This window comes from Paenibacillus sp. TAB_01 (assembly GCF_043945595.1).
Taxonomy (GTDB): Bacteria; Bacillota; Bacilli; order Paenibacillales; family NBRC-103111; genus Paenibacillus_S.
The window spans coordinates 2,387,194-2,411,824 of record NZ_JBIFNP010000001.1; the positions used below are offsets into that span (position 1 = coordinate 2,387,194).

At 49.2% G+C, this 24,631-nt stretch carries 24 protein-coding genes; all 24 read left to right on the forward strand.

The annotated features are described in order from the left end of the window. The first annotated feature begins 78 nt into the window (after positions 1-78). Positions 79-348 (forward strand): 30S ribosomal protein S15, encoded by a 270-nt coding sequence (rpsO, locus tag ACHHV8_RS11625; protein ID WP_025850707.1) that lies wholly within the window; start codon positions 79-81, stop codon positions 346-348. 202 nt (positions 349-550) lie between these two features. Further along, a complete protein-coding gene (pnp, locus tag ACHHV8_RS11630) occupies positions 551-2,653 on the forward strand; it encodes a polyribonucleotide nucleotidyltransferase (protein WP_395158412.1) in 2,103 nt (700 codons plus the stop codon). Positions 2,654-2,772: 119 nt separating this feature from the next. Then, the gene (locus ACHHV8_RS11635) at positions 2,773-3,798 is read left to right on the forward strand and encodes a polysaccharide deacetylase family protein (RefSeq protein ID WP_395158413.1); all 1,026 of its coding nucleotides are present in this window, start codon (positions 2,773-2,775) and stop codon (positions 3,796-3,798) included. Positions 3,799-3,848: 50 nt separating this feature from the next. After that, positions 3,849-5,099, forward strand: a complete 1,251-nt coding sequence (locus ACHHV8_RS11640) for a M16 family metallopeptidase (RefSeq protein WP_395158414.1) — start codon at positions 3,849-3,851, stop codon at positions 5,097-5,099. Then, positions 5,071-5,538, forward strand: coding sequence for a dUTP diphosphatase (gene dut, locus ACHHV8_RS11645; protein WP_395158415.1), 468 nt, complete (start codon positions 5,071-5,073; stop codon positions 5,536-5,538). Before ACHHV8_RS11640 ends, dut begins: the two co-directional genes overlap by 29 nt. 149 nt (positions 5,539-5,687) lie before the next feature. Next, positions 5,688-6,587 (forward strand): dipicolinate synthase subunit DpsA, encoded by a 900-nt coding sequence (gene dpsA, locus ACHHV8_RS11650; protein WP_395158416.1) that lies wholly within the window; start codon positions 5,688-5,690, stop codon positions 6,585-6,587. Continuing rightward, positions 6,584-7,177, forward strand: coding sequence for a dipicolinate synthase subunit B (locus tag ACHHV8_RS11655; RefSeq protein ID WP_395158417.1), 594 nt, complete (start codon positions 6,584-6,586; stop codon positions 7,175-7,177). The genes dpsA and ACHHV8_RS11655 overlap by 4 nt, the downstream gene beginning before the upstream one ends. Positions 7,178-7,208: 31 nt before the next feature. Beyond that, on the forward strand, positions 7,209-8,249 hold the full coding sequence (locus ACHHV8_RS11660; protein ID WP_395158418.1) for an aspartate-semialdehyde dehydrogenase: 1,041 nt from the start codon (positions 7,209-7,211) through the stop codon (positions 8,247-8,249). Positions 8,250-8,433: 184 nt separating this feature from the next. After that, positions 8,434-9,651 (forward strand): aspartate kinase, encoded by a 1,218-nt coding sequence (gene dapG, locus ACHHV8_RS11665; RefSeq protein ID WP_395158419.1) that lies wholly within the window; start codon positions 8,434-8,436, stop codon positions 9,649-9,651. Positions 9,652-9,672: 21 nt separating this feature from the next. Continuing rightward, positions 9,673-10,548 (forward strand): 4-hydroxy-tetrahydrodipicolinate synthase, encoded by an 876-nt coding sequence (dapA, locus tag ACHHV8_RS11670; RefSeq protein WP_395158420.1) that lies wholly within the window; start codon positions 9,673-9,675, stop codon positions 10,546-10,548. 191 nt (positions 10,549-10,739) lie between these two features. Beyond that, a complete protein-coding gene (locus ACHHV8_RS11675) occupies positions 10,740-12,416 on the forward strand; it encodes a ribonuclease J (RefSeq protein ID WP_395158421.1) in 1,677 nt (558 codons plus the stop codon). Positions 12,417-12,631: 215 nt separating this feature from the next. Then, positions 12,632-13,372 carry a ClpP family protease gene (locus ACHHV8_RS11680; RefSeq protein ID WP_395158422.1) on the forward strand — a complete coding sequence of 247 codons (741 nt, stop codon included), beginning with the start codon at positions 12,632-12,634 and terminating at the stop codon, positions 13,370-13,372. Then, on the forward strand, positions 13,369-13,605 hold the full coding sequence (locus ACHHV8_RS11685; protein ID WP_395158423.1) for a YlzJ-like family protein: 237 nt from the start codon (positions 13,369-13,371) through the stop codon (positions 13,603-13,605). Before ACHHV8_RS11680 ends, ACHHV8_RS11685 begins: the two co-directional genes overlap by 4 nt. 77 nt (positions 13,606-13,682) lie before the next feature. Next, complete coding sequence (locus tag ACHHV8_RS11690; RefSeq protein WP_395158424.1) at positions 13,683-16,241, forward strand: FtsK/SpoIIIE family DNA translocase; 2,559 nt, start codon at positions 13,683-13,685, stop codon at positions 16,239-16,241. A 166-nt stretch (positions 16,242-16,407) separates the two neighbouring features. Next, complete coding sequence (gene sleB / locus ACHHV8_RS11695; RefSeq protein WP_395158425.1) at positions 16,408-17,214, forward strand: spore cortex-lytic enzyme; 807 nt, start codon at positions 16,408-16,410, stop codon at positions 17,212-17,214. A 65-nt stretch (positions 17,215-17,279) separates the two neighbouring features. Beyond that, complete coding sequence (gene yfmF / locus ACHHV8_RS11700) at positions 17,280-18,596, forward strand: EF-P 5-aminopentanol modification-associated protein YfmF (protein ID WP_395158426.1); 1,317 nt, start codon at positions 17,280-17,282, stop codon at positions 18,594-18,596. Positions 18,597-18,599: 3 nt separating this feature from the next. After that, positions 18,600-19,886, forward strand: a complete 1,287-nt coding sequence (gene yfmH / locus ACHHV8_RS11705) for an EF-P 5-aminopentanol modification-associated protein YfmH (RefSeq protein ID WP_395158427.1) — start codon at positions 18,600-18,602, stop codon at positions 19,884-19,886. Next, on the forward strand, positions 19,883-20,647 hold the full coding sequence (ymfI, locus tag ACHHV8_RS11710) for an elongation factor P 5-aminopentanone reductase (RefSeq protein WP_395158428.1): 765 nt from the start codon (positions 19,883-19,885) through the stop codon (positions 20,645-20,647). Before yfmH ends, ymfI begins: the two co-directional genes overlap by 4 nt. A 74-nt stretch (positions 20,648-20,721) precedes the next feature. Next, positions 20,722-20,976, forward strand: a complete 255-nt coding sequence (locus ACHHV8_RS11715) for a DUF3243 domain-containing protein (protein WP_395158429.1) — start codon at positions 20,722-20,724, stop codon at positions 20,974-20,976. Positions 20,977-21,083: 107 nt separating this feature from the next. After that, positions 21,084-21,932 carry a type 1 periplasmic-binding domain-containing protein gene (locus ACHHV8_RS11720; protein ID WP_395158430.1) on the forward strand — a complete coding sequence of 283 codons (849 nt, stop codon included), beginning with the start codon at positions 21,084-21,086 and terminating at the stop codon, positions 21,930-21,932. A gap of 109 nt (positions 21,933-22,041) precedes the next feature. Beyond that, entirely contained in the window at positions 22,042-22,806 is a 765-nt protein-coding gene (locus tag ACHHV8_RS11725) for a DUF3388 domain-containing protein (protein ID WP_395158431.1), read from the forward strand. Positions 22,807-22,842: 36 nt separating this feature from the next. Then, a complete protein-coding gene (locus ACHHV8_RS11730) occupies positions 22,843-23,700 on the forward strand; it encodes a helix-turn-helix domain-containing protein (protein ID WP_395158432.1) in 858 nt (285 codons plus the stop codon). A 70-nt stretch (positions 23,701-23,770) separates the two neighbouring features. After that, positions 23,771-23,941 carry a hypothetical protein gene (locus ACHHV8_RS11735; protein WP_395158433.1) on the forward strand — a complete coding sequence of 57 codons (171 nt, stop codon included), beginning with the start codon at positions 23,771-23,773 and terminating at the stop codon, positions 23,939-23,941. Between the two features lie 125 nt (positions 23,942-24,066). Continuing rightward, complete coding sequence (locus ACHHV8_RS11740) at positions 24,067-24,558, forward strand: YajQ family cyclic di-GMP-binding protein (RefSeq protein ID WP_395158434.1); 492 nt, start codon at positions 24,067-24,069, stop codon at positions 24,556-24,558. The last annotated feature ends 73 nt before the right edge of the window (positions 24,559-24,631 follow it).

Genomic DNA, 24,631 nt, shown 5'->3' on the forward strand with positions numbered 1-24,631 from the left:
AACCTTGGCGTGGAGAAACGAGTACTCCGCCGCTCTCTGGGCCAATGGGGATATACAATTAACGGAGGTAGATTGAACATGGCATTGACACAAGAACGTAAGCAAGAACTGATCCAAACTCACAAAACTCACGAGTCCGACACAGGGTCTCCTGAAGTACAAGTTGCGATTCTTACTGAGAACATCGTTAACTTGACTAACCACTTGAAAACGCACAAGAAGGATCACCATTCCCGTCGCGGTCTTTTGAAAATGGTAGGTCAACGCCGTAAGCTGTTGACGTATTTGAAAAACAAAGACGTTAAACGTTACAGCGCATTGATCGAGAAGCTGGGTCTTCGCCGCTAATACGATGAATTACGTGAGCAACCATCGTTGTTTTCTGTTCATGTCCAGTTTGGGCTTGGACAGGAGCGCGCGGTTGCTTTTTCGTATGTTTTAAGGCCGAAGAGAGATTTATTTCGAAAAAGAAGGAAATACTAGGCAGTATGCAGAAGTGATATGTGGATGTAACTAGCCAGACAACAGCAATGTTGCTTAGGAGGATTTTATGGAGAAAAGAGTTCAAATGGATTTGGGCGGGCGTCCGTTCATTCTTGAAACGGGCCGTTTGGCCAAGCAAGCCAATGCAGCGGTGACAGCAAGATACGGGGATACGGTGGTGCTTTGTACGGTAACAGCGTCTTCGGAACCGAAGGATCTGGATTTCTTCCCGTTAACCGTTAACTATGAGGAACGTTTATATTCCGTCGGGAAAATTCCCGGAGGCTTTATCAAGCGGGAAGGACGTCCGAGCGAGAAAGCGATTCTGGCCAGCCGGTTGACTGACCGTCCGATTCGTCCGTTGTTTCCGGAAGGTTTCCGTAACGATGTTCAGATCGTAGCCATCGTCATGAGCGTGGATCAGGAATGTACGCCGGAAATCGCGGCAATGATCGGCGTTTCGGCAGCGCTCAGCATCTCGGATGTGCCATTCAACGGTCCGGTAGGCGGAGTTATTGTAGGACGCGTAGACGGACAGTTCGTTATTAACCCGACGCTGGAGCAAGCCGATAAGAGCGACCTGCACCTCGTCGTGGCAGGCACGAAGGATGCCATTATGATGGTTGAAGCGGGCGCGGACGAAGTGCCTGAAGAAGTGATGCTTGAGGCCATCATGTTCGGTCATGATGAAATCCGTAAGATCGTAGCTATCCAAGAGCAATTGGTTCAAGAAGCGGGCAAGCCGAAGATGGAAGTGAAATTACATACGGTTGACGCGTCTGTGAACAGCGACGTTAGAGCATTCGCTCAGGCAAGACTGGTCGAAGCGGTCAAAATTGCGGAGAAGCATGCAAGACAGGAAGCGATCGACGCGATCAATGCGGAGAGCGTGGAGCATTTTACCGAGCAGTATGCCGATGCACCCGAAAAGCTGGCTGATGTGAAAGAAACGCTGTATGATATCGTCAAAGAAGAAGTACGTCGTCTCATTACGCATGACAAAGTGAGACCGGACGGACGTCAGCTGGACGAAATTCGTCCGATCGAATGCGACATCAACCTGCTTCCGCGGACGCATGGCTCCGGCTTGTTTACACGCGGACAAACTCAGGCTTTGAGCATTTGTACGCTTGGCGCATTGGGCGACGTTCAAATTTTGGACGGGTTGGATTTGGAAGAAACCAAGCGTTTCATGCACCATTATAACTTCCCTCCGTTCAGCGTAGGGGAAGCAAGACCGCTTCGTCCTCCGGGCCGCCGCGAGATCGGTCACGGCGCATTGGGCGAACGCGCGTTGGAGCCGGTTATTCCTTCGGAAACCGACTTCCCGTATACGATTCGTCTTGTATCCGAAGTGTTGGAATCGAACGGTTCGACCTCCCAAGCCAGCATTTGCGCAAGTACCTTGGCGATGATGGATGCAGGCGTTCCGATTAAAGCGCCGGTTGCAGGGGTAGCCATGGGCTTGATCAAGGATGGAGATCACTTCTCGATCTTGACGGACATTCAAGGGATGGAAGACCATTTGGGCGACATGGACTTTAAAGTAGCAGGTACGGCGGCAGGCGTAACGGCGCTGCAAATGGATATCAAGATCGACGGAATTAACCGCGACATCTTGACCCAAGCGCTGGAGCAGGCGAAAAAAGGCCGGATGCACATCCTCGGCAAAATGCTGGAGCGCATTCAAGAGCCTAAATCGCAGCTTTCCGAATATGCGCCTAAAATTATTACAATGCACATCAATCCGGATAAAATCCGTGATGTCATTGGCGCAGGCGGTAAGATCATCAACAAGATCATTGAAGAAACCGGCGTGAAAATCGACATTGAACAGGATGGACGCGTCTTTATCGCATCGTCTAACCAGCAAATGAACGAGAAAGCCCGCCAAATCATCGAAGGTATTGTGAAAGAGGTTGTCGTAGGCGAAACTTACCTGGGTAAAGTAAAACGTGTCGAGAAGTTCGGCGCATTCGTAGAAATTTTACCGGGCAAGGAAGGCTTGGTGCACATTTCTCAGCTCTCTACCGAGCGTGTAGCTAAGACAGAGGATGTGGTAGCTGTCGGTGATTCCATCACGGTCAAAGTGACGGAAATCGATCAGCAGGGCCGCGTCAATCTTTCCCGCAAAGCGGTGCTGACAGCGCAAGTTCCAGCACAATCTTAAACCAATCTCATAAGCAAGAACGATAAAGAGCCAGATCCATCTGTCTCTTTTTGTTTTGTTCTAATCTTGTCCGCGCCCGCATATGATGGGACAAACAATCTAACGACAGGAGCAACGGTATGAAACGTGTTCAGGTGTTAGTGCTGTCCGGTCTATTTGTCAGTATGCTTGTCGGACTCCAGCAATCCCAAAGTATGCAGGCCTTTGTTCAGCATGCAAGACAGCAATCGAACTTGTCCTCGGCAAGCTCGCCTTATTCTTTGTCTGCCTTATCCTCCAGACTGGGAATGCGCCAGGATCAGACGGGGCTGCTGGAGAAAATTCAGGCGGAAGCGGTCAAAAGGAGAATCGCCCCCGTCAATGCTCAAGTAGATCGGGTATGGAAAGCCATTCCTGGCTATAACGGGCTGGAGGTGGACGTAGAGAAGTCTCTCGCTTTGACGCAAGAGCTCCCTCTAAGCGATAACTTAAAGCTTGTCATGAGGGAAGTGCCGCCAGCCGTGGGGTTGGACCAGCTGGGAGCCGTCCCCATCTATAAAGGAAATCCGAAGAAACCGATGGTTTCCCTGATGATCAATGTGGCGTGGGGGAACGAATTTTTGCCGAAAATGCTGGAGGTTCTCGAAAAGGAGCAGGTGCATGCAACTTTCTTCTTTGACGGAAGCTGGCTGAAAAACAATATCCCGACGGCCCGTTTAATTAAAGAAAAGGGACATGAGCTGTCCAATCATGCCTATTCGCATAAAAATATGAGCCAGCTGTCCAGATCGCAAACCATCTCGGAAATCAGTAAAACCCAGCAGCTGCTGGAAAAGGAATTGGGCGTGCAGAACACCCTGTTCGCGCCGCCTTCGGGCGATTTTAATCAAGCGACCGTCGACATTGCCCACGAGCTGAAGCTTCGCACCATTCTATGGACGTTGGACACGGTGGATTGGACCAAGCCCCAGCCGGCCTCCATCGTTCGCAAAATTTCTACGCGTGTCGAGCCGGGCTCGCTTATTCTTATGCATCCTACCGCTTCCTCAAGCATAGCCTTAGAAGAGATGATTCGTGTCATTAAGAGCAAGGGGCTTCGCCTCGGTACGGTGAGCGAGCTTATTTCACCTAACCGTATCCCCGAGGTTGAGTCTGCCGTCCAATAATGGTAAGATCAGAAACGTACATACAGAGATTTACAAGGAGGCTCCATTCATTGAATAAATACAGATTGAGCAATGGACTGCGGGTCATTGTTGAACCCATCCCGACATGCAGGTCGGTATCCTTCGGGATTTGGGTCAAAACCGGATCACGCAATGAAACGATACATAATAACGGTATTTCCCATTTTATCGAACATATGCTTTTTAAAGGCACGGAGAAATATTCGGCCAAAGATATTGCAGAGCAATTCGACGGGATCGGGGGCAATGTGAATGCCTTCACATCCAAGGAGTACACATGCTACTATGCCAAGGTACTGGATGAGCATCTGCCTATCGCCGTAGAAACGCTGTCCGACATGTTCTTTCGCTCGGCATTCGATCCTGCGGAGCTGGAGAAAGAAAAGAACGTCATATTCGAAGAAATTTCGATGTATGAGGATACGCCGGATGATATGGTTCATGACCTGATTGCGAAGGCAGCCTTCGAGGAGCACTCTCTAGGGTATACTATTATTGGCACGGAACAGAATCTGACCGCCATGAATTCCGATACGCTGCGCAATTACATGAAAGAGCATTATACGATTGACCGTACGGTTATCGCTATTGCAGGAAATGTGGACGATAGTGTCGTCCAACTCATTGAGCAGCATTTCGGCGAATTTCAAAATCAGGGCAGCGAACAGCCGCTGACTGCTCCTGGCTTCGCGGGTAATTTGAAATACCATGAGAAGAAAACTGAGCAGAATCATATTTGTATCTCGCTCCCCGGCTTGGCGGCAAACGACGATCAATTGTATGCGATGATTCTGTTGAATAATGCCGTGGGCGGCGGAATGAGCTCCCGCTTGTTCCAGGAGATCCGGGAAAAACGCGGAATGGCTTACTCGGTCTATTCCTATCATACGTCTTATCAGGACGGCGGCATGTTTACTATTTACACCGGAACGGCGCCTAAGCAGACAGCAGATGTGCTGAAGGTAACGATGGAAATGATGAGTGAAATTAAACAAAAGGGACTGACCGCATCCGAGCTGAGAAAAGGCAAGGAGCAGATGAAGGGCAGCCTGATCTTGAGTCTGGAGAGCACCAGCAGCCGGATGAACCGGATCGGTAAAAATGAGCTGATGCTCGGCAAGCATTACAGCATGGATGAAATTATCGAGCGGATTGAAAGCGTGGAGCTCGAGCATATTCATAAGCTGGTACAAAGCATGCTCTCCAAGCCGTTCGCCCTGTCCATGGTCGGACAAAAGCACGATGTGATCGATGGCTTCAGGAGGGATCAGCTTGTATAACGTTCAAATCAAACGGCTGCCGGGCAGCGAGGATGTCCGTCCCCCGCAAAAAATGTCCGCGCTGGCCAGCGGCTATGATATTCACGCAGCCGTATCGAAACCGGTCATTCTGCAGCCGGGAGAACGCGCTTTGATTCCGACCGGATTTTCGCTGGCTATGCCGCCGGAGCTTGAAGCCCAGATTCGCCCGAGAAGCGGGCTGGCGCTCAAGCATGGCATTACGACATTGAATTCTCCTGGGACGATCGATGCCGATTACCGCGGAGAGGTCAAGGTTCTGCTGATCAATCACGGGGCGGAGCCTTTTAAGATAGAACGCAATGAGCGTATTGCTCAGATGGTTTTTCAAATCGTTCCGCAGATCGAATTGCTGCATGTGGAAGAGCTGAGCGACACCGAGCGGGGCTCAGGCGGCTTCGGACATACGGGAACCAAATAAACTTTAATGCGAACACCTTCCTAATAGAAGGTGTTTTTTTGTTGCACGCGATCTGTGTCCCGTGCCTTTCTTTCTAAGGCAAGTAACCCATTCATGGGCGACGGCATAAGATGAGTTATCGAAAGCGACTTAGAAAGAGGTGAGAATGAATGCTTACAGGAATTCAAGTGGCCCTGATCGGTGGTGATGCTCGCCAGCTTGAAGTCATTCATAAATGTGCTGAACTGGATGCTTCTATCGTTCTGATCGGATTTGATAATTTGCAAAATCAATTTTCCGGCATTACGAAAGCGGAGCTGAGCCCTGAAACCCTTGAGGCGACGGACGCAATCATTTTACCTGCTGTAGGTACAGATGATCACGGTCATGTAGAAAGTATTTTTTCATCGAAAGAGCTAATTTTGAAGGAAGAACACATCCAAGCTTTGCCGAAGCACGCCAAAGTCTTCACGGGTATGGCAAAGCCTTACTTAAGGAAGCTGTGCGCTCAAGCGTCCATAACGCTGATTGAATTGTTCGATAGGGATGATGTGGCCATACTTAACTCCATCCCGACAGCGGAAGGTGCGCTGATGATGGCTGTGCAAAATACGGATTTTACGATACACGGTTCACAATCGATGGTGCTCGGTTTCGGAAGAACGGGAATTACGGTTGCAAGATCGCTTCAAGGGCTGGGGGCCAAAGTGAAGGTGGGCGTCAATAAGCCGGAGTATTTTGCGCGAGCTTGGGAAATGGGGTTCAGCCCGTTTTATACAAAGGATCTGCATGCTGAGGTGGCGAATATTGACTTGCTTTTTAACACAATTCCGTCTATGATAGTCACAGCGCAAATTATTGCCAATATTCCACATCGCGCAGTGATCATTGACTTGGCCTCCAAGCCGGGCGGGACGGATTTTCGTTTTGCCGAGAAGCGGGGGATCAAGGCATTGCTTGCACCGGGACTTCCCGGGATCGTCGCGCCGAAGACAGCAGGTCGCATTATTGCCGACACCTTAAGCCGTATTATTCTTGAGGATGCAAGTCAGAGGAGGAATGTGGAATGAATTGGCAGGGGAAAACCGTAGGTTTTGCGCTAACAGGTTCTCATTGTACGTTTGAAGAGGTAATGCCTCAAATTCAACGCTTTGTCGATGCGGGAGCAAGAGTGATTCCGATTGTTTCCAATACTATTTTAACGACGGATACACGCTTTGGCACCTCGGAAAATTGGCAGAAGCAGTTGAAAGAGATTACCGGGAATGATATTATTGCTTCAATTGTAGATGCCGAGCCGCTCGGCCCGTCGAAGCTGCTGGATGTGCTTGTGATTGCACCCTGCACGGGGAACACAACGAGCAAGCTGGCTAATGCGATGACGGAAAGCCCGGTGCTGATGGCCGCTAAAGCGCAAATGCGCAATCACCGGCCGCTGGTTTTGGCCATTTCGACCAACGACGGTCTTGGTTTGAACGCTATGAATATCGGTAAACTGCTTATTACCAAAAACATATACTTTGTTCCGTTCGGACAGGACGCGCCAACTGCGAAGCCGAATTCCCTAGTTGCCCGTATGGATTTGATTATGGAGGCTTGTGAATCGGCTCTGGAAGGGAAACAGCTCCAGCCCATGGTAATTGAACGGTTCAATTATTAATATTCACTCAGCACAGGGGAGAGACAAACTGATGTCCAGTCAAAAGTTATTCAATGTGGCAGTAGTTGGAGCAACAGGTGCCGTAGGCGAGCAAATCATCCGTTTGCTGGAGTCGCGCAATTTCCCCATTCATGAGCTTACCCTGTTATCTTCCGAGCGTTCAGCCGGAACGAAGTTGACGTTTAAAGGAAATGAAGTCACCGTCAAGGCGGCGACTCCAGATAGCTTTGAAGGCATTGATATTGCACTGTTCAGTGCAGGAGGCAGCGTCAGCCAGGAGTTGATTCCTCATGCGGTGCGGCATGGCGCGGTATGTATCGATAACACGAGCGCATTCCGCATGGACCCTGAGACTCCGCTGGTTGTGCCGGAAGTGAATATTGACAAGATCAACGAGCACAAGGGAGTCATTGCAAATCCCAACTGTTCTACGATTCAGATGGTAGCTGCTTTAAAGCCATTGTATGACCGTTATGGGATTTCGCGCATTATCGTCTCGACTTACCAGGCGGTATCGGGAGCCGGAGCGCGTGCAATCGATGAAATGCTTCGCCAATCCAAGGAAATTTTGGCGGGTAACACAGTGGAACCGCAAATTTTGCCTGTCGGCGCACTTCCGGTCAAGCATCAAATCGCGTTTAACGCGATTCCGCAGATTGATAAATTTACGGACAATGGCTTTACCTATGAAGAAATGAAAATGATTAACGAGACGAAGAAAATCATGGATGACGACTCGCTGGAAGTCACGGCAACCTGTGTGCGCATCCCGGTCGTTTACGGCCATTCCGAGTCGGTTTATGTAGAATTGAAGCAGGATTTCGATGTCGAAGAAGTGAAGCAGCTTCTTGCGGACGCTCCGGGCATTGTATTGCTGGATAATCCTGCCGAGCAGCAATATCCGCTCGCGACCGACGCCGCCGGCAAGCTGGATACGTTCGTCGGACGCGTACGACGCGATTTGAGCAATCCTCGCGGCCTGAACATGTGGATTGTCTCCGACAATCTGCTGAAAGGCGCAGCTTGGAATGCGGTTCAAATTGCGGAATATATCGCTATTGAACAGGAATAAGAGGCTGGCTTCCGCTATGGAAGCCTAGCTTTTGTTTCGTCATCGTGACGGAGGGCTTTATCAAGAAAGGTTCTTTTTTGCTGAAGCTCGACTTATGATGTTACAAGGGGCTTCTCTTTGGAGAATCCCGATTTACGCTTACGAAGTATGCTTCTCTTCGTGGAAGCTTTTTAGGGGGATCCTCATGAAGATTCTAGTGCAGAAATTCGGAGGCACGTCCCTTTCTACTGTCGAAGCCAGAGCTCAAGTCATACAACACATTCAAGATGCATTATCGCTAGAGTACAAACTAGTTATCGTCGTATCGGCAATGGGGAGGAAAGGCGAGCCCTATGCAACGGACACTTTGCTGGATTGGATAAGCAGCAACGGCAACCAGCTGCCGGCCCGTGAGAAAGATATGCTTATGTGCTGCGGGGAACTTATTTCTGCAGCGACACTGTGCAGCTTGCTGCATGCTAGCGGAATTTCGTCGTCCGTTCTTTCGGGAGCGCAGGCAGGGATTATCACGAATGAAGATTTCGGCAATGCGCAGATTGTGTCGATTCATCCCGAACGGATTCTTAAGCTTCTGGAGAAGGACAAAGTCGTCATTGTTACGGGGTTTCAAGGAGAAAGCAAGCTTCATGATTGGACGACGCTGGGACGGGGCGGCAGTGATACGACCGCTACGGCGTTAGGCGCAGCATTGAAAGCGGAAATGGTCGATATTTTTACCGATGTAGAAGGAATATTGACCGCCGATCCTCGAATTGTAAAGGAAGCGAGAAGAATTCCTGTCGTTTCCTATATGGAAATTTGCAACATGGCGCATCATGGCGCCAAAGTAATTCATCCGCGGGCGGTAGAAGTGGCCATGCATGCTGGCATCCCGATTCGCGTACGTTCAACGTTTAGCAAGGATACAGGAACGCTGGTAACTCATTCCGATGCTATTGTTAACAAAGAGGACATGATACAAGACCGTTTTGTTACGGGCATTGCCAATTTTTCCGACATTACTCAGATCCATGTAGCAGCGGGAGACGGAGTATATGATTTACAGCTGAAAGTGTTTAAATCGATGGCGCAGCATCATATCAGCGTGGATTTTATTAACGTGAATCCTTCTGGTGTTGTGTACACGGTGTTCGATTATGAAGCCGAACGGGCTTTATCCATTTTAACTGAATTGGGATATAAACCGGCCTATGTTCCGCATTGTGCGAAAGTGTCGATTATCGGAGGCGGCATGAACGGCGTTCCGGGCATTATGGCGCATATTGTTGAGGCATTGACGGAAAATGATATAAATATTTTGCAGTCCGCGGACTCCAATACGACCATTTGGGTTCTTGTAAAGGGAGACGATATGGCCGATGCGGTCCGTGCCCTGCACAAAAAATTTCAATTGCACCGATAAAGATAGTAGGAGGAGTTTGCAGTGGATTTCGGAAGACTGATTACAGCTATGGTGACGCCATTTGACAGCGAGCTTAACATCGATTGGAATCAAGTAGGCAAGCTAATGGATTATCTGATCGAAGAGCAAGGAAACGACGGCTTGGTTATCTGCGGAACAACGGGAGAATCGCCGACGCTCACGGAAGAAGAAAAGCTTCAATTGTTCGATTTTGCCGTAAAGCATGCTAAAGGCCGTGTTAAAATTATTGCCGGAACCGGCAGCAATGATACCGCACATACGATTCATCTTTCCGAGGAAGCCGAAAAGCTTGGCGTAGACGGGCTGCTGCTCGTTGCGCCATATTATAACCGTCCTTCCCAAGAGGGTCTGTATCAGCACTATAAAGCGGTTGCAGAAGCGGTAAATATCCCGTGCATCCTGTATAACGTACCAGGCCGTACAGGGGTTAATATTAGCGCAGAAACAACCATCAGACTTTCCCAGCTGCCTAACATTGCGGCCACCAAAGACTGTGCCGACCTGGATCAATTGACCCAGATCGCGGCAGGCGCGGCGCCGGGCTTTCTGGTATACAGCGGAGAAGACAGCATGACGCTTCCGGCTTTATCCATTGGAGCGCATGGCATTATCAGCGTAGCCAGTCATGTGATTGGAAAAGATATGAAATCTATGATAAACTATTATTTACAGGGACAGGTTCGTGAAGCAGTTCAACTGCATGCGAAGCTTCACCCGGTATTTAAGGGATTGTTTGAATGCCCGCACCGTGTTCCTAATCCAGCCCCTGTGAAGTTCGCTTTGAACCACAAAGGGGTACAGGTAGGCGGCGTTCGGCTCCCACTAATAGATGCAACCGAAGAAGAAGGACGATTCATTGCTTCCCTATTTGAATGATGTCTCTTTATAAAATCGGTGTGTTTTTCAGCATCGGTTTTATTTTTTTAGGGAACAATAGGCAGTAAATTAGACAGCTTGTAATTGTAGTTTTTCATCATGTATAATGGTGGCAAGTGACTGGTGCGGTATTTTGGTTTGATGCTTCATACAAAAATTCGTCGTCAATTTTAAATAGGAGGTATTTTTCATTGTCTAAAAAAAATATAGATAAGCTTTCGATTTTCGCTCTGGGCGGCGCGGGCGAAATCGGTAAAAATATGTACGTTGTGCAGTACGCGAACGATATTGTGGTGATTGACTGCGGGTTGAAGTTTCCCGAAGAGGACATGCTTGGCATCGATATCGTTATTCCGGACATCACGTACTTGTCAGAGAATCGGGAGAAAGTAAGAGGTATTATCATTACTCATGGACACGAGGATCACATTGGCGGTTTGCCTTATGTACTTAAGCATCTGAACGTTCCTGTATACGGTACCAAGCTTACTCTTGGTCTCATCGAGACGAAATTGAAGGAAGCCAACCTGCTGGGAGAGACCAAACGCATTCTTATCAATGCGGAATCGGAATTGAAGCTGGGTGTCATTACGGCTACTTTCTTTAAAACCAATCATAGTATTCCTGATTCGGTAGGCGTATGCTTGGAAACTCCGGAAGGAAACGTCGTTCATACGGGAGACTTTAAGTTTGATCAAACTCCAGTAAACGATCAGTATGCGGACTTGCACCGGATGGCTGAGATCGGCAGTAAGGGTGTTCTTGCCCTCTTGTCGGATAGCACCAATGCCGAGCGTCCTGGCTATACGGGTTCGGAGAAAAGTGTCGGCGTACAAATCGAAGAAATATTTAGAAGAGCGAAGCAGCGTGTAATTATCGCTACCTTCGCCTCGAATATTCATAGAATTCAGCAGGTAATTGACGCTGCGGAAGTGACTCGCCGTAAGGTAACGGTGATCGGCCGCAGTATGGTGAATGTAGTAGGAATAGCTCATGAGCTCGGATACCTTCGTATCCCGGACGGTATGCTGATTGAACCTGAAGAGGTAAACAAATTAGCTGCAGACCGTGTAGTTATCTTGTCTACAGGAAGTCAGGGAGAGCCTATGTCGGCTCTGACGCGCATGGCCAGATCGACTCACCGGAAAGTGGATATTATGCCGGGAGACACCGTTATTATCGCGGCAACTCCGATTCCGGGCAACGAGCGTTATGTAGGCCGTACGGTTGACGAGCTGATGAGAATCGGTGCTCATGTTATCTACGGGCCGGGCTCCATTACGGGAGTCCATGTATCAGGTCATGCCAGCCAAGAAGAGCTGAAGCTGATGCTGAACATCATGAAGCCGAAATATTTCCTGCCTATTCACGGTGAGTACCGTATGCAGCGTCAGCACGGATTGCTTGCGGAGTCGGTTGGCATTCCCAAAGAAGATATTTTCATTATCGACAACGGAGATACGGTGGAAATTCAGGATGGAGTTGCGCGCAAAGGCTCCAAGGTCACTTCGGGTAACATCCTGATCGATGGTCTGGGTGTCGGCGATGTAGGTAATATCGTTCTGCGTGACCGTAAATTGTTGTCTCAGGACGGTATTCTGGTTGTCGTAGTTACGCTAAGCAAACAGGATGGTACGATTTTATCCGGGCCTGATATTATCTCTCGCGGCTTTGTGTATGTAAGAGAATCCGAGGGCTTGCTTGACGAAGCGAACCGGATTGTGACGAGTACGCTCAACCGGTTGATGAGTGAAAATGTAAATGAATGGGCATCGCTGAAGACCCATGTTAAAGATGCATTAGGACGATTTTTATATGAACAAACCAGAAGAAGACCAATGATTCTTCCAATTATTATGGAAGTGTAGTTGCAGCATTAGTCACTTGATCCCTTAGAATATACGCACCAAGGAAGCTTATACGGTTTAGGCCGTATAAGCTTTTTTGACATGATAGAAGTCCCCGCAAAGTACCTGAGTCCGCTTCGAAGCATAAGCCCCACTTTGTGGGGTTATTTTGTATAGTTTCCCCGATTTCATCCATACTAGGGAGGATGATGACATGGAAAATTAGGGGGATAACAATGACTACATTTAATCAGGAACAGCCTCAGCCGCAACAGCCGAATCCGGAGGAAGCGAAAAGAAATACGGTTGTCGATACGATTCAGCAGTTGGGACAAACGGCTGCGCCGGCAGGGGAATCCAATATTTTTTGCATGACGATCATTGGTCAGGTGGAGGGTCATTTGGTGCTCCCGCCGCAAAATAAGACAACGAAGTATGAGCACCTTATCCCTCAGCTAGTAGCCGCGGAGCAAAATCCGAAAATCGAAGGCGTGCTTATCATTTTGAACACGGTGGGCGGTGATGTGGAAGCGGGACTGGCTATTGCCGAGATGATTGCCACCCTATCCAAGCCGACCGTTACGCTGGTATTAGGCGGAGGACATTCTATCGGTGTGCCGATTGCCGTGTCTTCGAATTATTCGATTATTGCCGAAACCGCCACCATGACGATCCATCCGATTCGATTGAACGGTTTGGTTATTGGCGTGCCGCAAACTTTCGAATACCTGGATAAAATGCAGGAACGGGTGATCCGGTTCATCATCAGCCATTCTCGGGTGACAGAAGAGAAGATTAAAGAACTGATGTTTAAAACAGGGGAGCTGACCCGCGATATCGGAACGACGGTTATCGGGGCGGATGCGGTCAAATACGGACTAATAAATGCAATGGGCGGCATTGGCGATGCGATTCGCGAGCTTAACCGCCGGATCGAAGAGAAAAGACAGACTTCTCCCGGAGGGATGGTACAGTGATTCAATATACGGTAATGCCTCTCGATGTAGTGATGAGCGGGATGGAAGACATGAAGGACCACCCTATGGAAGTTTCGGTCAACGGGATCACGATGCAGGTGCAGCCTATTAATGCAACGCAGGCTTCTATTGTTCGGATCATTAGTCCGAACCCGCAGGATTATTTGAATCCGCAGTACAGTCCGGGACGAGTGATCGCTTTTCAACCGGTTATTTCCAATAGCCCGGAATAGTTTCAGGGTCTGATTTTGAAGTCGGCATTAAGCTTCGCTCCAAAGTATGGTATAATTTGTACTTGGGGGTGAACGCTTTGGCAAGGCCGAAGAAGAAAAGTAAGGCATTGAAAACCAATTTAAAGTATGAACTTTACGGGATTATTATTCTGACCTTGTCTGTTATTGCCCTCTCCCAAGGAGGTCCGGTCGCGAGAGCGCTGACTTATTTATTTCGATTCGTCATCGGCAGCTTCGATTTTATCATTCCGCTTATCTTCATCTACATTGGATTGTATGTGATGGTCAAGCGTGCCTGGCCCGTATGGAGAACCTCTCGCAAGTCGGGCATTTTGCTGATGATTTTAGCCGTGCTGATCATGAGTCATATCAGCCTGTTCGACAAGCTGTATCCTAACGGGAAGTTTACGGCGGGGATGATCATGACCCAGTCCTGGGACAGCATGGTAGATGGCCTACAGGCGACGGATAAAGGAAAAGATATATTAAAGCTGGAAGTAGGAGGCGGGATGCTGGGGGCTGCGATGTACAGCTTGCTGTATTTTTTGTTCGCCAATATCGGTGCAAAGCTGATCCAGTATACGCTTTTTATTATCGGTTTTATCCTGCTCACAGGATGGTCCATCGGCGATTTAATGTCCAAGCTCAAAGGGCGCCGTTCCTTTGCGGATACGCTGCTGGGCCAATACATAAAACGCAAACTGATGGAACGAAGCCAGAAGCCTAAGGCGGAGGCAGTCAAAAAGAAACCGGCACCCGTCGTTTACCTGCCGGAAGAGAATGAGTTTGATGAAGAGACGCTGCGGCCGGATCGGAAGGAACGAAAAGCCGGAAGCACACGCAAGCTTTTCTTCGATTTGCTTCAGCCTAAGCCGGAGGCCGCTTCCAAGTCTGCCGGACGTAAAGGAGCCTCGAAGGAGCCTGACGAGGAGATGCTAGTGTACTCGGCACTGCCGCATGTGCAATCGGCCAAGGCTGCTGAGGTGCATTATGCGGATGCAGGAGATGATCTCGAGCCGGAACCGGATCCGTTGATCCCGGTGATTCGGGATTTCCAGGAACAGGTCCTCAAGGAAGGGTCGCACAAACCTCAGCAGGAACACGTACCGTCTACCTCCGCTGCTGACAACAGCAAGGCCGCGCAGTCAACGGAGGGGCAGGATGACGGCGAAGGCTCGGCTGATGATTTCGACATTAAAAACAAGCCGCTCGCGATTCCTTACGAGCTGCCATCTTTTTCGTTACTATCGAAACCGAATGCCGGTAAAGGGTCGGATTCGCTCGATTACAAGGCTGTCGCCCGCAAGCTGGAAGCAACCCTAGAAAGCTTTGGGGTACGAGCCAAAGTTTTGGAGGTTGTAAGAGGCCCGTCGGTAACCCGTTACGAGATCCAGCCGGATGTCGGAGTGAAGGTAAGCCGGATCGTAAGCTTAACCGACGATATTGCGCTGGCGCTGGCAGCCAAGGATATCCGGATGGAAGCCCCGATTCCGGGTAAAGCGGCCATCGGGATCGAGGTTCCGAATTCGGAGGTTTCGATTGTTACCATGCGCGAAGTCATGGAAAGCGGGGCTTTCCAGGAATCCAGCGCTAAGCTGTCTATAACATTGGGCAGAGACATTGCGGGTCAGCCGATCGTCGGTAACCTGGCTAGAATGCCGCATATGCTTGTGGCCGGGGCTACCGGTTCCGGTAAATCCGTTTGTATTAACGGGATTATCACGAGTATTTTGTATAAGGCGAAGCCGGATGAAGTCAAGTTTCTTATGATTGACCCCAAAATGGTCGAATTGAATGTGTATAACGGGATTCCGCATTTGCTTGCACCGGTAGTTACGGACCCGCGCAGAGCCTCGCTGGCTCTGAAGAAAGTCGTCGTCGAGATGGAGAAGCGCTATGAGCTGTTCTCGAAGAGCGGCACGCGGAATATGGAAGGCTATAACGCCATGCTGCTGGAGACGCAATCCGGCGCCCCGCTGCCTTACATCGTCGTTATTGTGGATGAGTTGGCCGACTTGATGATGGTCGCAGCCAATGACGTGGAGGATTCGATCTGCCGTCTTGCGCAAATGGCGAGGGCCGCAGGGATCCATCTGATTATTGCCACCCAGCGGCCTTCGGTTGACGTTATTACAGGCGTTATCAAAGCGAACATTCCTTCGCGTATTGCATTCGGCGTATCTTCACAGGTCGATTCCCGGACGATTCTGGATATGGTCGGTGCGGAGAAGCTTCTGGGGCGCGGAGACATGCTTTACCTGCCGATGGGCGCATCGAAGCCGGTTCGGGTTCAAGGGGCGTTTCTGTCCGATAATGAAGTCGAGACGGTGGTCAATTTCGTAAGGACACAAGGGCAGGCGAACTATGTTGAAGACATGGTTCCTGAGGTGGAGGAGCAATCCGATGCGCCGGACCAAGTGGAGGATGAATTGTACGATCAGGCGGTACAAATTATTTTGGAGGCCAAGCAGGCATCCGTTTCGCTGCTTCAGCGCCGTATGCGCGTCGGGTATACCCGGGCCGCCCGGCTGATTGATTCAATGGAAGCCAAAGGCATCGTGGGTCCCTATGAGGGAAGCAAGCCGCGGGAGGTTCTCGTTTCTCTCGAGCAGTACCAAGGAAGGATGTCTTCTTAGTCGTTTAGTTATGGCAGCACACCCGCTTCAGCTTTCCGGGTGTGCTTTTTCTTTGGGCGCCGTTTCCTTCACTTTCCTTTTTTGTCTGAATAGAAGCTTTCTTCCTTTCTCATAATAACCTTAAAAAGGTTGCCAATATGAATGTGGGAAAGGTGAGTATAAGTAGATGAACAAACGTCTGGTTGTTATTACATTTTGCTTGATCATCGTTCTATTTGCAGGCTATCAGCTGAAGGACCATTACACCGTGCAGCAAACGTTCAGCAAAAATGATATCAAATACGGTGCCGCCGGCAAGGATGTCTACGAGCTGCAGGGGAGACTGAAGCTGCTCGGCTTCTACACGGGGAAGGTAGACGGTGATTTCGGTTACAATACTCTGCGCTCCCTTAAGTGGTTTCAATCCGAATTCGGCCTGGATGTGGACGGAATCGGTGGCGATAAGACAAAGCTGAAGCTGTGGGAAGCCACCAAAAATTACAAACCAACCGCAGATGAGCTGCCGCCGGCAAGTCAAGGTGCAGGAACCGGCGGGGGTGGAGGAACGGCAGGAGCGGGAACCGGCGGAGGAGCAGCATCGACGCCTTCGAATTTGGCCCCTTCGAATCATTTGGGCTTATCCGAGCAGGACTTGAAGTTGATGGCGAATGCAGTATATGGCGAATCGCGCGGTGAACCTTACATAGGACAAATTGCCGTTGCGGCGGTCATTCTCAACCGCGTGCAGTCTCCAAGCTTTCCGAATACGGTATCCGGGGTTATTTTTCAGCCGGGAGCCTTTACTGCTGTAGCGGACGGTCAAATTTGGCTGACGCCCAATGAAAGTGCGAGCAATGCAGTCAGAGATGCGCTGAACGGAATGGATCCGACAGGCGGCTGCATTTATTACTTTAATCCGGAGACGGCAACCTCGAAATGGATTTGGTCCCGGCCGCAGGTGAAGCAAATCGGTAAGCATATCTTTTGCAAATAGATTGCCGAGAAGTAACCCTCGAGGTTGCTTCTTCTGTTTCTGAAGGAATATAATGGTATAACGAAATGCATTATGAAAGGAGCCATGTCCCTTTGAAGCATATTCAATTTGAACGGGGCGCTGCCCGCAATATCAGGGTACACGTGCTGCCCACGGAACAATTTAAAACCTACGCCATCTCGGTTTATATCGGTACTCCGCTGCAGGAAGACAAAGTGACGCCGACGGCGTTTATTCCTTTTGTGCTTCGCCGCGGCACGCAAGCCTATCCCGAAACGAAGCAGTTCCGGGAACGTCTGGACGATCTTTACGGCGCCGGCTTTGGTTTTGATATTTACAAACGCGGGGACTACCAGATGGTTCAGTTCCGTATGGACCTGATCCAGGATCACTTTGTGGACAGTCCGGAATCTCTGCTTCAGAAGGGCATTCAATTTATTGGCGAAGCCATTACCAAACCTGCCTTGGAAGAGGGCCGTTTCGTCAGCAAATACGTGGAATCCGAGAAGATTTCTTTGCAAAAGCGCATTGAGTCTATCGTCAACGATAAAATCAAATATGCCGCGGAACGCTGCGTGGAGGAAATGTGCAAGGAGGAGCCATACCGTCTTCATCCGCTTGGCACGATAGAAGCGTTGAAGCAGCTGACTCCGGAGGGCTTGTACAGCTACTATAAGCAATGGCTGAAAACTTCCCCGATTGACATCTACATCGTGGGGCAGGCCAACCTCGAGCAGGTGCTTCCGTGGATTGAACAAAGCTTCGACATAGACCGCTCCGAGGCCAGCATAGCGACTTATACGGCCAAGCCAGAGCATCGTCAGGTTCATGAGGTTCACGAGGTCGTGGAACGTCTGGACGTCAATCAAGGGAAGTTGAATCTTGGGCTGCGAGCCCATTTGACCTATGCCGATCCATCCTATCCGACTATGCTGATGTACAACGGCATCCTCGGCGGTTATCCGCATTCCAAGCTGTTTGTTAATGTAAGGGAGAAAGCGAGCTTGGCCTATTACGCTTCTTCTCGTCTGGATGGGCATAAGGGAATCTTGACGATTCAGTCAGGCATTGAGATCCAGAATTATGAGAAAGCCGTAACCATCATTCGCGAGCAGCTGGAAGCCATGGTCAAAGGAGACATAAGCGATGTCGAGCTGCAGCAGACGAAGGCCATGATTTCGGGCCATTTGAAGGAGCTTCAGGACTCTGCCTTTGAGCTGGTTGCATTTGATTTTAACAATATTTTATCGGGAATCGAGCGCACGGTGCCTTCCCTAGTAGAAGAAGTTCTCGGTGTAAGGAAGCAGGATATTCAGAACATTGCTTCACAGGTTCAACTGGACACGATTTATTTCCTGCGCGACCGGAAGGGAGGAGAATAAGCGATGAAAGCCATTCCGTATCCTCACGTCAAAGAAACGTTATATGTAGAGCAGCTGCCGAACGGGCTATCCGTCTTTATCCTGCCGAAGGAAGGCTTTCAAAAGACGTATGCGACGTTTTCAACCAAGTACGGCTCGATCGACAACCACTTCCAGGTTGAGGGCAATCCCAAATCCAAGGTGCCGGACGGTATCGCGCATTTTCTTGAGCATAAAATGTTTGAGGAGCCGACAGGCGACATTTTTGCGGTTTTCGCTTCGCAGGGCGCTTCGGCCAATGCTTTTACTAGCTTTGACCGCACGGCTTATTTGTTCTCCGCGACGGAGCATATTCATGAGAACCTGACCACGTTGATCAATTTTGTCCAAAATCCGTATTTTACGGATGAAAATGTGGAGAAAGAAAAAGGCATCATCGGTCAAGAAATAAAAATGTATCAGGATAATGCGGACTGGCGTTCGTATTACGGTTTAATTGAAGCCATGTATCATATCCATCCGGTACATATCGATATTGCCGGAACGGTGGAGTCGATTTCTCATATTACGAAGGAATTGCTGTACGACTGCTACTACACCTTTTACCATCCAAGCAACATGAGCCTGTTTGTGGTAGGCGGGGTCAATCCCGAGGAAATCATCGAGCTGGTTCGCGCGAACCAGGCAGCCAAAGATTATGAGCCTCAGGGAAAAATTCACCGCTATTTCGACCCGGAGCCGGCAGGCGTCAGGCAAAAGGAGAAAGTGACCGTGCTGCCGGTTTCGCTGCCCAAATGCTTATTCGGCTGCAAGGAGCCGGAACAGACTTTGACCGGAACCGATTTGCTGAAGCGGGAATTGACGATGCGGGTGCTCCTGGACATTCTGGTAAGCCCGAGCTCGGCCATTTACCAGAAGCTGTACGACGAGGAGCTGATTTCAGATAACTTCGGCAGCGAATATAATATTGCTCCGAACTATGCCTTCTCCGTCATCGGCGGCGATACGAAAGATCCTGATAAGCTCGTAGCCCGCGTGCGGGAAGAAATTGATCTTATAAAACAGCAGGGCGTACAGTCGGCGGATTTCGAGCGGAGCCGCAAGAAGAAAATCGGCGGCTTCATGCGCCAATTGAATTCACCTGAAGCGATTGCGAATGAATTTACCAAATACCGGTTTAAAAATATTGATTTATTCGATATTTTACCGGTTTACGAGCAGATGACGCTGGAGGACGTTAACGCTCTTCTTCGTCAGCATTTTGACTGGAATCAATTGGCGGTTTCCATCGTGAGAAGTGAACAAAAATGACCGTTTCTGGCGCGCATAAGCCTTTTACGGAGCAGACAGTGCTCATTACCGGGGCAAGCCGCGGGATTGGCGCGGCGATCGCCGAGCGATTCGCTTCTGTGGGGATGAATGTAGTCATCCACTACCTTCAATCCCATGAAGCCGCCAATGAGGTCGCGAGAAGCTGTATGAAGCACGGAGCCAAGGTGCTGACGGCTGCCGCCGATTTACGCAGCAGGGAACAGATAGTTCGGCTGCAGGAGAAGCTCGACCATCACGGGTTGGTCCCCGATATCCTTGTTAACAATGCGGGCATCGCGCATTACGGCCTGCTTACCGATGTCAGCGAGCAGCTGTGGGATGAAGTGATGAACGTGAACCTGAAGGGTACGTTTTTAACGACACAGCAATTTATGCAGCCCATGATTTCGCAAAAATATGGAAGAATCATTAATGTCTCCTCCATCTGGGGGATTTCCGGCGCCTCCTGCGAAGTCGTTTATTCTACGGCAAAAGGCGGTATGAATGCATTTACGAAGGCGCTGGCTAAAGAGCTGGCGCCTTCGGGCGTGACGGTCAATGCCGTTGCGCCCGGTGCCGTAGATACGCTGATGATGGCCAATTTCAATGCTGACGAGAAAGCGGCGATGGAGAATGAAATTCCTGCCGGTAGATTGGGCCATCCCAATGAAGTGGCTTCCTTGGTTTATTTTTTGGCGCTGCCAGAATCCGGCTACATTACCGGACAAATCATAAGCCCGAACGGGGGCTGGCTGACCTAGTGCACTGCATATTCAACCTCCTTTTTGCGAACATTAGTATTCGTAGTGATACTTCATCTAAGGAGGATGACATCATGGCAACTGTACTAAAAGCATTCGACAAATGGAAAGAGTTTTTGAATGACCGCGTGGAGCAAGCGCACAAAGCAGGCATGAACGATGAAACCATCAAAAATCTTGCCGTCCAAATCGGCGATTTCCTGGCAAACAAAGTGGATCCGGAGAACAACGAAGAACGGATTCTCAAAAGCTTGTGGGATGTAGCCGACGAGCAGGAGCGTAAAACGATTGCCGGTTTGATGGTCAAATTCGTAACACCAGGCAAATAAAGCCGGTTTCCTCATTAGCCTCCTGCATTGGAGGCTTTTCCCTGCTTTTCGTGTTATACTTAAACCGGATGTTAATTTTGCAGACATAGAAAGGCGGATCGTTTGGTTTGAGCACACGAAGATGGACAAGATGGCTGATGTTGACTGTAACTCTAACGCTGCTGTTAAGCGGCTGCGGCAAAAATATCCCCGCAATTGATCCGGCATTATTGCAGAATAAATTATCCGTTCTGCTCATTTCGAAACCTAATCTTCCCGATACGGTAAAGACGGTATTCTCCCAAACGCTGCTCTCCTGGAGAGACAATGAGAAAATTTCGTATGAATGGCTGCCGGATGTAGCGGCGCTGCAGGAGCAGCATGTGAATAAGATCCAATCCACGGCGTATGATTACATAATAGTAGTAGGCAACGAGCTCACGGCTCAAATTCAGCCTTATGCGTCGCAAATTCCGGACAAAAAGTGGATTTTGCTCGATGACGCTGTATCGGTCAATGCCTCGCAAACCATGAACGATAAGCAAATCGCCTGGAAACAGACAGGCTCTGATTTTATGCAGCAGCAGTGGGACCAATGGGTTAAGCAGGAACAGGGGATGGGGAAGACGCTGGAGTGGGTAACCACCAATGACCGTCCGATTCCATCGGCATGGGCGCCTTCGGAAGAAGCGGAGTATATCTCCTATGCGGATGCGCAGGGATGGTACACGCCTTTTCAGAATCAGGTCAAGCAGCACGGCCCGAATTGGATTGTCGTCTACAGTCCGTTGGAGGCTTCGGTATTGCAGCGGATGAAGAACCTGCCGGCTCCTATTATGAACATGGCTTCCACATCCGTTAATGTGAATTGGAGCGTTGTGCTTGCCGGAGTGTTGGATCAGATGAAAAAACATCAGCTGACGCCGGGGCTGCAAAATTATACGCTTCAGGAGATTCAAGTAAATAAACCGCAATAAGTTTTTCTTCGGTACTAGGAGGATTTTAGCGAATTTTGTAGAATATTTTCGTAATTAATCACAAAAATATGAATGGGATGGGCTATTGACATCGATACGAGGTGTAGAAATGGAAGTTAAGCAATGGTATATGGAATATCGAATTCATAAAAACCGGCCGGGGCTCCTGGGGGATGTAGCTTCCCTGATGGGGATGCTCGATATTAATATCGTAACCATTAACGGTGTGGATGACCGCACGCGCGGCATGCTTTTGCAAACAAATGATGATGAAAAAATTGATTTAATGGGTAAAATGTTAAGAAAAGTGGATAATATAACTATAACGGCTTTAAGGGAGCCGAAGCTCGTAGATATTTTGGCTGTCCGCCACGGGCGCTATATCGAAAGAGATTCGGACGACCGGAAAACGTTCCGTTTTACACGGGATGAATTGGGCTTGCTGGTCGATTTCTTGGGCGAAATCTTCAAGCAGGAAGGAAATCAGGTTATCGGACTCCGCGGGATGCCGCGTGTAGGCAAGACCGAATCCATTATTGCGGGCAGCGTCTGCTCGAACAAGAGATGGACGTTCGTTTCGTCCACGCTGCTCAGGCAAACCGTGCGCAGCCAGCTCTCCGAAGATGAAATGAACCCGAACAATGTGTTCATCATCGACGGCATCGTATCGACTATTCGCTCCAACGAGAAGCATCATACGCTTCTGCAGGAGATTATGAGCATGCCTTCCACTAAAGTGATTGAGCATCCGGATATTTTTATCCGGGAATCCGAGTTTACCTATGATGATTTTAGCTGCATTGTAGAGCTGCGCAATTCGCCGGACGAAGAAATTTCCTATGAATCGTTCCTCGGCGGTTTGGACGAATATTAAATAGGTCCCAGTAGGATTGCAGAAAGGGGTGAGAACATGTCTGAGCTCGGCCAGATGCTTCGTAAAGCACGGTTGGATCATAATATTTCATTAGAAGATCTCCAGGAAATGACGAAAATTCGAAAGCGTTATTTGGAAGCGATTGAAGACGGCAATTTCAAGGTGCTGCCAGGCAACTTTTACGTAAGGGCCTTCATCAAGAGCTATGCGGAAGCGGTAGGGCTTGATCCGAACGAAGTGCTTCAGCTGTATCAAAATGTGCTTCCGGCTCCGGAGCAGGAGCAGATTGAACCGATACGTACCAAGCGCACTTCCCGCAATAGTGAAAAAATCGGCAAGTGGGCCTCGAATGTTATGATGATTTCGTTTGTGGTTCTCATCCTGGGAGCCATCTACTATTATCTCAACACGAATTACAACGGCGGTCAGCGCGACGCCAATGTCAATGAGGAGCCGAAGCGGGTAACCGATAAGGTGGAGACGACAAATCCGAGCGTTAACAATAACACGTATCAGGTGCCGGTGGCTGACAATGCCGCGGTACCGGCGACGCCTCCTCCAACGCCTCCTCCGCCACAAGCCGAAGTGAAGCTGGTGAAAAGCCAAGGGGGCACCGATTACTATGCCGTATCCAATGCCAGCAAGCTGACCATAGAAATGAATGTGACGGGCGATGCCTGCTGGTTCCAGATTGATTCCTTGGGAGAAAAGAAGGAAACGCTTGAGCAGGGAACGTATACGAACGGGAAATCGCAAAAGTGGGAGTTGGACAACTCCGCTTTTATGATTTTCGGACGTTCCAATGCGGTTGAACTTCTTGTAAACGGCACAGCGATTACGGTTGGGGATACACCTAACGCGAAGCGGATTCAATTTGACCTGCAAAAAGGCTGATGAGGCGGAATCCCGGCAGTTTTTACTTTCGTGCGCAGGTTAGGTATAATGAAAAGAGGCAGGTTCTTCCATGACAGCCAACTGGATCGTTATCATTGTTGGAATTGCGGTTAGCTTCTTGGGTTGGTATCTAACTCCGCATGCCTGGGGCTATGGTTTATTCGGTTTTGGACTCGCGCATATCATTCTCGGCATCATCGATATGTTCAGGTTCGCGTCGGATGAAGAGCCTCAGAGCTAATAGGCAGCATGGACAGACACCTGAAGCGTCAGCGGAGGGTGTCTTTTTAGTCAATGTGCGGTCATAGATCATAAGCGGAATCTATGCTGATGTACATAAATAAACAAGTATGGGGGTAAGGAGTCATGAGTTCGGAAAGCTCGTTTGACATTGTGTCCAAAATGGATATGCAGGAATTGAATAACGCGTTGAATCAGGCGGAGAAGGAAATTGCAACCCGGTTTGATTTTAAAAACAGCAAAAGCAAAATTACTTTAGAAAAAGAAGAGTTGGTTATCGTATCGGATGACGAATTCAAGCTGCAGAACGTACTCGATATTTTGTACTCAAAAATGACGAAGCGCGGCATTTCGGTGAAAAACCTGGATCACGGCAAGGTGGAGCCGGCCTCTTCCCAAACGGTAAGACAAAGAATCAAGCTGAAGCAAGGGATCGATCAAGAGCAGGCGAAGAAAATCAATATCTTGATCCGCGACTCCAAATTAAAAGTGAAAAGCCAAATCCAAGGAGATCAGATCCGCGTGACCGGCAAAAGCAAGGATGATTTGCAGCAAGTTATTCAATTGCTTCGCAAGGCGGATCTGCCGCTGGAGCTGCAATTTCAAAATTTAAAATAACCATTTGCATACATACAGAGCTCTTGTGCTGCTTGTGAAGCATAAGGGTTCATTTTTGACACCCTTCCTCTGC